Source organism: Aquidulcibacter sp. (assembly GCF_044346625.1).
Classification (GTDB): Bacteria; Pseudomonadota; Alphaproteobacteria; order Caulobacterales; family Aquidulcibacteraceae; genus Aquidulcibacter.
The window spans coordinates 24,702-34,215 of sequence record NZ_JBIIYV010000036.1; the positions used below are offsets into that span (position 1 = coordinate 24,702).

The window sequence follows — 9,514 nt, forward strand, 5'->3', positions numbered from 1 at the left end:
ACATAAGATTAGGGAGCACGACCATGGGCGTTTTAGACGGTAAAGTCATTCTGATCACAGGCGGTGGTAATGGCATTGGCCGCGAATGCGCGCTGCAAGCCGCGGCCGCTGGGGCGAAAGTTGTCGTCAATGATTTGGGTGGTTCTGTCACCGGAGGCGATGAAGGCTCAGTCGGGCCAGCCCAAGCGGTCGCCGATGAAATCAAAGCAGCGGGTGGCGAGGCTGTCGCCAATTCTGAATCAGTGACCGATTTCGCCGCCGTCAAAGGCATGATTGAGCAAGCCAAGGATGAGTTTGGTGGCTTGAACGCTATCATCAATCCCGCAGGCATCTTGCGCGACGGCATGTTCCACAAAATGTCTGAGCCCGATTGGGATGCCGTGATCGATGTGCATTTGCGCGGCGCTTATAATGTCACCCGCGCCAGTGTGGAATTGTTCCGCGAACAACAAGATGGGGCCTATGTGCTCTTCACTTCCACCTCCGGCATCATCGGCAATATTGGCCAAGCCAATTATGCCGCCGCCAAAATGGGTGTTGCTGGCCTTTCGCGAATCATCGCGATGGAAGGGGCATTAAAGAACGTTCGCTCCAACGTCATTGCGCCCTTTGCTTGGACGCGCATGATCGCCACCATCCCCGTGAAGGATGAAGCCAGCGCCCAACGGGTCGAGCGTATTCGCACCCGTATGCGCGCCGATCAGGTCGCCACCTTCGCAGTCAGCCTGTGTTCAGCTGCAGCCAGCCATGTAACAGGTCAAATATTCGGCGTACGCGGCAATGAAGTGGTCGTCTTTGACCAACCAAGGCCTGTCCGCTCGGTATCGAGGATTGACGGATGGACACCAGAGACACTGATCGAACATGGACTGCCTGCTTTGAAAGGTGGGTTCATGGGCTTGGAAGCAACAGCCGGCGTCTTCACGTGGGATCCAGTCTAAGCAAGACTGGCCTCACGCTCGCTTTGTGCGGGCTGGTAGCACTAGTCGCCAGCCCCGCCTTTAGCCATGGCGTTCATGCACCCTCGAAAGGTGCGCCCAAGCCGGTTTTGGTGCTGGAGGGGGAGTTTGTGGCCAGCGAGTTGGGTGGTCGCCCGCTCAATCGCGGCGAGGATGCCCCAAAGGCCACCGTGATCTTTTTGCCTGACGATGGTGTTCGTGGCTCAACTGGCTGTAATCGCTTCAACGGGAAGCTCGTGCGGTCGGGCGCACAATCCATGCGCTTTGGACCACTCGGCCTAACCAAGATGGCCTGCATTGGCCCCGCTAAGAATTTAGAAGTCCAGATGTTGGCTGCCTTGCGCGCCACCAATCAGATCAGCAAATTTGGCAGCGAAGTGCGCTTGCTATCGGCCAGTAGTCGCGTACTGGCGCGGCTCCAAACCATTAGCGCTCGGCCAGAGACAGGGCTAAGCCTCTATGGCAAATCCTGGGCCTTGGTTAGCTTGAATGGACAGGCGCTAGATCGCCAAAGCCAGCGCCCGCAAGTTACGTTTGAATCCAATCGCATCAGCGGCTCGACCGGATGCAATCAATTTTCCGGCGTGCACCAGCGCTCGGCAGGAAAATCGCGCTTCATGAATATGATGCAGACCGAGCGGGCTTGCTTGGCTGCAATTGGTGATCCCATGGCCACTGAAGCGGCCTTTATGGCGGCCCTTAGCCAAGTCGATCAGATCAGTTTGACGGGTAACCAGCTCATCCTCAAATCCACCGGATCGCCAGACGTGCTGATCTTTGAAGCGGGCAACTAGCTAGACGTGCCAAGGAGGAATTCGCCCTCCAAACTTCTTGACCATGAAGTCCGCAAATACTTCCAAGCGCTTAGGCTTGCCCCTACCCGGCGGGCTTAAGAGATGCAGTGTCAATTCTGGTGAGCGAAAGTCTTCCAGTGCCCGCTCCAGCCTCCCTGCGCGCAAATCATTACAGACCAAAAAGTCTGGCAGATAAGCCACGCCAAGGCCTTCACGCAGGGATGGCATTTCGATCTCGCCGCCATTGATGGTGATCGGCCCCTGCACCCGCACCCGCAGATCATTGCCCTTCGAGTCTACATAACGCCAGAACGAATGATTGGGCGTGTTGGTGTAGCGAAAGCAGCAATGCATCGCGAGGTCTTCTGGCCTGCGTGGCTTGCCGCGCTCTTGCCAATAAGCGGGGGCTGCAACCGTCAAAAGACGCACAGGCGCTAGCTTGCGCGCCAACAGGCTGGAATCTGGCATGGTACCAATGCGGATTGCCACATCAAAATTGTCCGCCACCATATCGACGGTGCGCTCATCCACGCCAAACTCGAGGCTGATTTCGGGATAGGCGCGGATGAATTCAGGCAAGAGGTCTGCCAGCCATAGGCGCGCAAATGCCTGTGGTGCTGCGATCTTTAAATTGCCACGCGGCACTTCACGGCTTTCACGGGCTTCATCGGCTAAGGCGTCAGCCTCTTCCATGATGCGCTGCGCCCGGGCATAGGCGCGCTGGCCAGCATCAGTGAGCGAAAAGAGGCGTGTCGTGCGGGCAAACAGCAAAACCCCAAGCTTTTGCTCCAGCTCTGCAATCTGCTTTGACACCGTCGCCTTAGACAAATTCAGATCGCGCGCCGCAGCGGTCACGCTAGAACGCTCCGCGACTTTGGCAAAGGTCGTCAATAGATCAAGATCAAGGCTCATCCGCGCCACCATCTACTGACATAAATCCCGAAACAATGGGTTTCATTTCTTCCTAGTATTCGAACAATCCGCTTTCGTCCATAAGGCGTTTCAACATCTGTCGCAACTTTGACGGCGGATTGAAAAAAGGTCTACTCCCATGACGAAAATCGCAATCATCTATCATTCTGGTTATGGCCATACGGCTGTAGTGGCACAACATGTCGCCAAAGGTGTGACCGAGGCCGGCGGTGAAGCCGTGCTGTTGAAGATTGAGTCTGCCGCACAGGATTTCAGCGCGATCTTGGATGAAGCAAGCACGGCAGACGCCATTATCTTCGGCGCACCAACCTATATGGGCGATATCTCAGCGCCCTTGAAAGCCTTTTTTGAGGCGAGTTCCAAAGTCTGGTTCACCTTGGGCTGGAAAGACAAAGTGGCTGGTGGTTTCACCAATTCCTTGAGCTTTGCTGGCGATAAGGGCAATTCCCTAAACTCCATCCTGACCTTGGCCATGCAGCAAGGCATGATCTGGGTGGGCACAGGTCTGGCACCTGGCGCACATAGCAACAGTGATGCAGCCCCTGACGTGGTCAATCGTTTAGGTTATTATGTTGGTGTTGCCACTCAGTCTGACAATGCGGCACCCGACATAACCCCGCCTCCTGGCGACCGCGAATTTGCCCGCCTCTATGGCGTCCGCATCACAGAAATCACACAGAAAATGAAAGGTTGAGTTATGATTGAGAAACGCGAGTTCAACAGTCTGGGCCGCTTTAAGAATAGCTGGCTCAACGCCCGCCATCATTTCTCCTTTGGCCACTATCATGATCCAAAGCGGACCCAATGGGGCACGATCCGGGTGTGGAATGATGACGAGATTGCGCCTGGAACTGGCTTTGATCCCCATGGCCATGCCGACATGGAAATCATCACCTATGTGCGCGAAGGTGCGATCACTCACAAGGACAGCTTGGGCAATGTCGGCCGCACAGAGGCGGGCGACGTTCAAGTCATGAGCGCCGGTACGGGGATCACCCACGCCGAGTACAACATGGAAGATGAGAAGACGACGCTCTTTCAAATCTGGATCTTGCCAGAAAGCGCCGGAGTAGCCCCATCTTGGGGGGCAGCAAAATTCCCCAAAGGTGATCGTTCGGGTCAATTTGTGACCTTGGCCTCGGGCTTTGAAGAAGATGAAGGGGCTTTGCCGATCCGCCAACAAGCCCGGGTCTTGGGTGCGACTTTGAAAGCGGGTGAGAGCGTCACCTATGATCTGGGCGCTGGCCGTCACGCCTATTTGGCCGCGGCTAAGGGCGTCGTCGAACTCAATGGAATTGACCTCTATGAGCGCGATGCCGCCGCCATTTTGGATGAGCCTCTTTTGACCATTAAAGCAATTGTGGACGCCGAACTGGTATTGGTCGACGCACCTTAACACGGCATTGAGGCTAACATGCGAGGCTGGCCGTTCTTCGAAAGCAGGACGGCCAGAATGTTGTTCAACAAGCATCCCTCTCCAAAGCGTACGCGCCGCGGTGTTGACCATAAACCAAGCCCACGACCGATCGGACCGCGACCGAATGGGCCTGACACGCCTTTGATGGAGCCTGCTGCCTTAACCCGCGCCTTACGGCACGCGGCGTGGCGGGATCCTCGGGCTGAGCGCAAGAAATTCACCGAGGTTTATGCCGCAGTTCGCACCTTGGAACGCACTGCCGCTTACGTCGATCAGGCGTTGGAGCGCTTGGCCGAGGTCGCCGAAGCGCTGCGGATTGGTCAGTCGACCGCGCACGATTTGATGCGCGGCCTGCAAGCGGCCCGCATTGAAGAATTGCTCGATAGTCTCGATCGCCTGTCAAAAATGGCTGCAGAGGGTGGATTGAACTTGCTCAATAGTGAGTCAGATAGCCTTTATCTCGACTTTGGGCATGAGGCTTTTCGTTATGTTCTTCCGCCATTTGACCTGCGTCGCGGGCCCAAAGGCCTCAACATCCCCCAGATGAAAGACGGGTTTGAGAATAGCTCTGAAATCCAGTCCATCAGCCAGTCTGTCGCGCTGGCTCAAGTACGGGTGGCGCAATTCGCGGCCCGCCTCAGTCATGATGCGGGGATGTTGGTCCGCATGGCAAAGACTTATGAGGCCGACATCTCGGTTGAGGATGCTGAAAGTCCAAACCTCGAACGCGGCGACTGAGTAACCAGCAAGTTCCACTGAACCGATTGGTTGCTTGGCGCGTAAAGAGCTTTGAAAGGTAATCATCATGCTCAAAGCCCTCCAAAAGGCAGCCGCCCTAACCGCCGTTGCCCTCAGCGTCGCCGGTTGTGCCACGACCGCCGCTGCACCAACTGCCAAAGCGCCACAACAGCTTGTTCTGGAAGATTATTTCAAGGGCAAGACCACCGCTTGGGGCGTATTCCAAGACCGAAATGGTACCCTTATCCGTCAGTTCAAGGTCGACATCGATGGCCAGTGGGATGGCTCTGTCCTTACCCTTGATGAGCGCTTTGATTATGCCGATGGCGTGAAAGAGCAGCGGATCTGGAAAATCAAAAAGACCGGCCCTAATAGCTATGAGGGGACTGCAGGCGATGTCCGCGGTGTCGCGCGTGGCCTGATTCAGGGCAATCAATTGTCATGGGTCTATGATGTTGACTTGAAAGTTGGCGAACGCACCGTTTTGGTGACCTTTGATGACCGAATGTGGCTGCAACCCGACGGCATTTTGATCAATCGGGCGAAAGTGAAAAAGTTCGGGATCGTCTTTGGTGAAGCAACGATCGTGTTTCAACCTGTTAAGCCCTAGTTTGAGGAAGAATGGTGCCAAAAATTCAATGTTGGGCCCCTTGCCGAAACATGATTTTGCCATCATTCTAAGCTGAGTTGGGCCCAACATCAGATCCCGCAAATGGGTTTGACGACGAGGAGAAAGACATGGTGAAGTTGTTTTCGGCCGCTGCACTGCTCTTGGCGATGACATTTGCTTCAGCGGCATCTGCTGATCCGCTTCAAGTCACTGTTACCTATGACGAGAAGGCTCAAAAGAAGATTGAGAAGACCTATGGCGTTCGCGAAAAAGCCGTCATTCAGGACATGCTAGAGCGTAGCTTGCGCGATAGCCTCAATGATCGGGTAGCCCGGGTCGAAGTGGTAATCCATGACTTGACCGCCAATCGCCCGACCTTCAAGGAATTGGGAGATAAGCCAGGTCTATCGATGCAGAGCTTTGGCATTGGCGGCGCAGATGTGTCTGGCAAGGCTTTTGATGCAGCAGGCAATCAGATCGGCCAAGCCAGCTATGATTGGACAGGCGACATCATCTGGGCGGACACGGCTTGGATCTGGTCGGATGCGGATCGGACGCTGTCAGCCTTCGCACGCAAGCTGGCTCAGGCAGTTCCGGGCTAGAGAGCCTTCAAATTAAACTCCATTGGTTGCCATAGAAAAGCGGGGCCTAGACGGGCTCCGCTATTTTTATAGTTGACTGTAGCCCTCCGACCCTCGTTTGTCGTCTTTAGTGTGTCTCTATTTTAAACAGTCGAGCCTCTTCGCTTGCTCTGCTCGACGCAGAGGCGGTCCAAGTTTGGTACATCCGAGCGGTTCAATCCGCTAAAATTGGCCGTGTTGGTTTAGGCAATCACAGAAACGTGAGAATTTACCAATTAGAAACACCAGCTATCTTTACGCAAGGCTGAGTAGGTTGGGCCATTTTTTGCTAGTGAGGTTAAAAACTTTTTCGAAAGAGATTCTCGCGATGTCCAAAGTTAGTCATGTTTCAATTGCATCCCTTGATGGAATTACTGAAACTGAGGAAGCGCTATTCTGTGCCTTTCGCGAAGCGAACTCTGATCTGGCCAGCCCTTATTTTTCCGCTGATTTCTTGAAAGCGATTGCGCCCCATACACCTGGCAGCATGTTGGCGCGTTTTCATGACGGCGAAGAAATTGTTGGCTTCTTCGCTTATCAAAAGCGGGGGCAGAGCTTGCAACCCGCTGGTGCCCCATTGGCGGATTACCATGCGCCAGTTATGAAGGCAGGCTATGCTCCGGACTGGTCGCGCTTATTGGCCGCGGCAGGGGCAAAGCGCCTAGAGTTCAACGGTCTGATTGGTTCTGATGGTTTGGACCCCGCACCAATCGTCAAGCATCGCCAAATTGCAGATGTACCGGATGGCTTTGAAGCTTGGTTCGCCACCCAAAAGGCCCGTGCACCGAAGTATTTTAAAAACTTAGGCCGCTGCACCCGCAATGTCGCCAAGGATTTGCCCGATCTTAAGTTTGAATGGACAGACGTCTCCCCTGCGTTGTTGGACTGGGTCCTTAACTTGAAAATAGACCAATACAAGCGCTCTGGCATGCATAATGTGTTTAGCTGTGGCTGGACCCGCGACCTGCTTTTAGCGCTCGCAGCGCAGAAGACTGGCAGCGCTAGCTTGCGGGCCGGCGTTTATCGTCGTGGAGACGAGTTGGTCGCCGCTGAAATCTGCTTGCTCGAAGGTCAAGATGTGCATTTCTGGTTTCCGGCCTATAACCCGGCCTATAGTCGCTATTCCCCAGGCCTGCTTTTGACCTTCGACATCATCCGTCACACTGCAGGCCTTGGGATGAAGGTATTTGATTTTGGCAGCGGCGGAGAAGCCTATAAGTCGCCTATGACGATTGACGGCCCGCTTTGCTATGAAGGCCAAGTCGGCCAAGCTTTGGCGCTGCCCGTAAAGAACGACCGCTTGCAACGCGCTTGGTTGAGTTTGTGGCGGCGAGCCCACATTGTACGGGCGTGCGAAGTCTCACTTAGAGGCCAAGTGCTTGCTTTCTTGCGATTGCTCGAACGTGCGCAAATCCGTCTTCAAGCGCGCTTAGCTGAGCGCATGCAGGAACCCGCTGCCTAAAAGCCAATTTCAAGGGTACACATTTCGCCCAGCGAAGGCCGGGCGACCGAAACGCGACGCAAATTGGGTAGTGTCGGCTTCAAACGCTCTGCCACCCAAGCACAAATATTCTCAAGTGTTGGCGTCTCTAGGCCTTCGATTTCATTCAAGAAGGAATGATCGAGGACATTGCGCACCTCGCCGATAGCCTTGGCCAGCTCTGCAAAGTCGCGCACCCAATGGTCTTTGCCATCTGCCTCATCCTCAACCGACACGTCCAGACGGAAGGAATGGCCATGCAAACGGCGATAGGGATGGCTTTCATCGCCTTGGTGGAGATGATGGGCGGCGTCAAAAGTTACGCTTTTGGTCAAGAGGCAGCGGGTCACGGGATTCCAAGCATTTTATGTGTTTGCAGGCTCAATCGCCATTGTGGATGGGCAAGACAATAGGCGACCGCAGCTTGGGTGTTTTTATCCGTGTGCGGCCCGTCCATCGGTTGAAGATAATAGTGGTCAAAAGCCAAGGCCTCAAACTGATCTGGCATGGCCAAAGCTTGAGGGTAGACAAGCTTTAGTTCGTGGCCACTGTGCTGAGCCAATGCCGCATTGGCTTTTGGGCTGACGCAGATCCAGTCAAGCCCGTCGGGGGCCGCGATTGTACCATTGGTCTCCACCGCAATCTCAAAGCCCGCCTGATGGAGTGCCGCAATCAAAGGCGCATCAAGCTGCAATAGGGGTTCGCCGCCTGTGCAGACGACATAGGGGCTTCCTTTCTGAAGATCAGGCCAGAGCGAAGCGACGGCCTCGGCCAAGGCTTCTGCCGTCTCAAACTTGCCACCACCTTCGCCATTGGTGCCGACAAAATCTGTGTCGCAGAATTGGCAGACGGCTTCACTGCGGTCCTGCTCACGTCCGCTCCAAAGGTTACAGCCCGCAAAACGCAAGAACACAGCCGGACGGCCTGCTTGGGCCCCCTCGCCTTGCAGGGTGTAGAAACTTTCTTTTACCATATAGGTCATGGTGTCACGCGCGCGCCTAGCATCCCTTGACCATGATGCTGGGCCTGCCATTGCTGCCAGCCTGCGGCCCGAAGCTCGCACGCGGGACAGATGCCACACCCGTAGCCCCAGTCGTGGCGTAACGTACGGTCACCTGTGTAGCAGGTGTGAGAATGTTCGATAGTTAAATCAACCAAAGCTTGGCCACCTAAAGCAAAGGCAAGGTCCCAGGTCTGTGCTTTGGTCAGATACATGAGGGGCGTTGCAAGCTTAAACGAGACGTCCATTCCCAGTGACAAGGCTTGCTCCATCGCATCCAAAGTCGTGCGGCGACAGTCGGGATAGCCAGAGAAATCCGTTTCGCACATGCCGCCAACCAGAACACCCAACCCACGCCGGTAGGCCAATGCACCAGCAAAGGTCAAAAAGACCAGATTGCGACCGGGAACAAACGTCGTCGGCAAGCCAGATTCTGCCATTACGATGGCGGTATCGCGTGTCAGCGCCGTATCCGAAATTTGACCCAAAAGCCCTAAGTCCAAGAGGTGGTCATCGCCCAATTTACTTGCCCAGCCCGGCATAGACGCGCGGATCGCCTCCAAAATCACCAAACGCTGATCCAATTCCACCCGATGCCGCTGGCCGTAATCAAAGCCAATTGTCTCGACGCGGTCATAGCGCGACAACGCCCACGCCAAGCAGGCCGTCGAATCCTGACCGCCTGAAAACAGGACAAGCGCATTTTTGGGCTCAATCACGAGGAGACTTTCACGGAAGCAAAGCGGGGGGGAAGGGATGGCTCCATAGCCTATTTTCCGCGAAACCGAAACAGCTTGAGCGCAGAAGGTTTATTTAGGCCCTTTGCTAAGCATGACTTAGAGCATTTTCCACTTAATGTGCATCATATCCGCAGCTAGCGAAGTAGTTTCGGCACTCTTCTGGTTTGAACATGGTGACGAGGGAGCCGATGATATCCCACAGACCTGATACTGTCCGTTCGCC

The 9,514-nt window shown here is 54.9% G+C and carries 12 protein-coding genes; 8 read left to right on the forward strand and 4 right to left on the reverse strand.

Annotation, left to right across the window (positions count from 1 at the left end; genetic code table 11):
• The first annotated feature begins 23 nt into the window (after positions 1-23).
• Positions 24-941 carry an SDR family NAD(P)-dependent oxidoreductase gene (locus ACIQ20_RS10255; protein ID WP_395779982.1) on the forward strand — a complete coding sequence of 306 codons (918 nt, stop codon included), beginning with the start codon at positions 24-26 and terminating at the stop codon, positions 939-941.
• On the forward strand, positions 926-1,753 hold the full coding sequence (locus ACIQ20_RS10260) for an META domain-containing protein (protein WP_395779984.1): 828 nt from the start codon (positions 926-928) through the stop codon (positions 1,751-1,753). Before ACIQ20_RS10255 ends, ACIQ20_RS10260 begins: the two co-directional genes overlap by 16 nt.
• On the opposite strand, the gene ACIQ20_RS10265 is transcribed toward ACIQ20_RS10260, so the two are convergent.
• Positions 1,754-2,665: a LysR family transcriptional regulator gene (locus ACIQ20_RS10265; RefSeq protein ID WP_395779986.1), complete on the reverse strand. Its 912-nt coding sequence runs from the start codon at positions 2,663-2,665 to the stop codon at positions 1,754-1,756. It lies immediately after the preceding gene.
• A 139-nt stretch (positions 2,666-2,804) separates the two neighbouring features.
• On the opposite strand from ACIQ20_RS10265, the gene ACIQ20_RS10270 reads away from it, so the two are divergent.
• From ACIQ20_RS10270 to ACIQ20_RS10295, 6 genes are all read left to right on the forward strand, one after another.
• Positions 2,805-3,380: a flavodoxin family protein gene (locus ACIQ20_RS10270; protein ID WP_395779988.1), complete on the forward strand. Its 576-nt coding sequence runs from the start codon at positions 2,805-2,807 to the stop codon at positions 3,378-3,380.
• A 3-nt stretch (positions 3,381-3,383) separates the two neighbouring features.
• The gene (locus ACIQ20_RS10275; protein WP_395779990.1) at positions 3,384-4,082 is read left to right on the forward strand and encodes a pirin family protein; all 699 of its coding nucleotides are present in this window, start codon (positions 3,384-3,386) and stop codon (positions 4,080-4,082) included.
• A gap of 57 nt (positions 4,083-4,139) precedes the next feature.
• On the forward strand, positions 4,140-4,841 hold the full coding sequence (locus tag ACIQ20_RS10280; protein WP_395779992.1) for a hypothetical protein: 702 nt from the start codon (positions 4,140-4,142) through the stop codon (positions 4,839-4,841).
• Between the two features lie 67 nt (positions 4,842-4,908).
• Positions 4,909-5,451, forward strand: coding sequence for a DUF3833 domain-containing protein (locus tag ACIQ20_RS10285; RefSeq protein ID WP_395779994.1), 543 nt, complete (start codon positions 4,909-4,911; stop codon positions 5,449-5,451).
• Between the two features lie 128 nt (positions 5,452-5,579).
• Entirely contained in the window at positions 5,580-6,053 is a 474-nt protein-coding gene (locus tag ACIQ20_RS10290) for a hypothetical protein (protein ID WP_395779996.1), read from the forward strand.
• A 346-nt stretch (positions 6,054-6,399) separates the two neighbouring features.
• Positions 6,400-7,533 carry a GNAT family N-acetyltransferase gene (locus ACIQ20_RS10295; protein ID WP_395779998.1) on the forward strand — a complete coding sequence of 378 codons (1,134 nt, stop codon included), beginning with the start codon at positions 6,400-6,402 and terminating at the stop codon, positions 7,531-7,533.
• Here the strand turns inward: ACIQ20_RS10295 and queD are convergent.
• Genes queD through queC form a run of 3 tightly spaced genes read right to left on the reverse strand, consistent with a single transcriptional unit; the run spans position 7,530 to position 9,270 of the window.
• Positions 7,530-7,901 (reverse strand): 6-carboxytetrahydropterin synthase QueD, encoded by a 372-nt coding sequence (queD, locus tag ACIQ20_RS10300; protein WP_395780000.1) that lies wholly within the window; start codon positions 7,899-7,901, stop codon positions 7,530-7,532. The two genes, ACIQ20_RS10295 and queD, sit on opposite strands and share 4 nt — an antisense overlap.
• Positions 7,898-8,533 (reverse strand): 7-carboxy-7-deazaguanine synthase, encoded by a 636-nt coding sequence (gene queE / locus ACIQ20_RS10305; protein ID WP_395780002.1) that lies wholly within the window; start codon positions 8,531-8,533, stop codon positions 7,898-7,900. The genes queD and queE overlap by 4 nt, the downstream gene beginning before the upstream one ends.
• Entirely contained in the window at positions 8,530-9,270 is a 741-nt protein-coding gene (queC, locus tag ACIQ20_RS10310) for a 7-cyano-7-deazaguanine synthase QueC (RefSeq protein ID WP_395780004.1), read from the reverse strand. Before queC ends, queE begins: the two co-directional genes overlap by 4 nt.
• Positions 9,271-9,514: the final 244 nt, after the last annotated feature.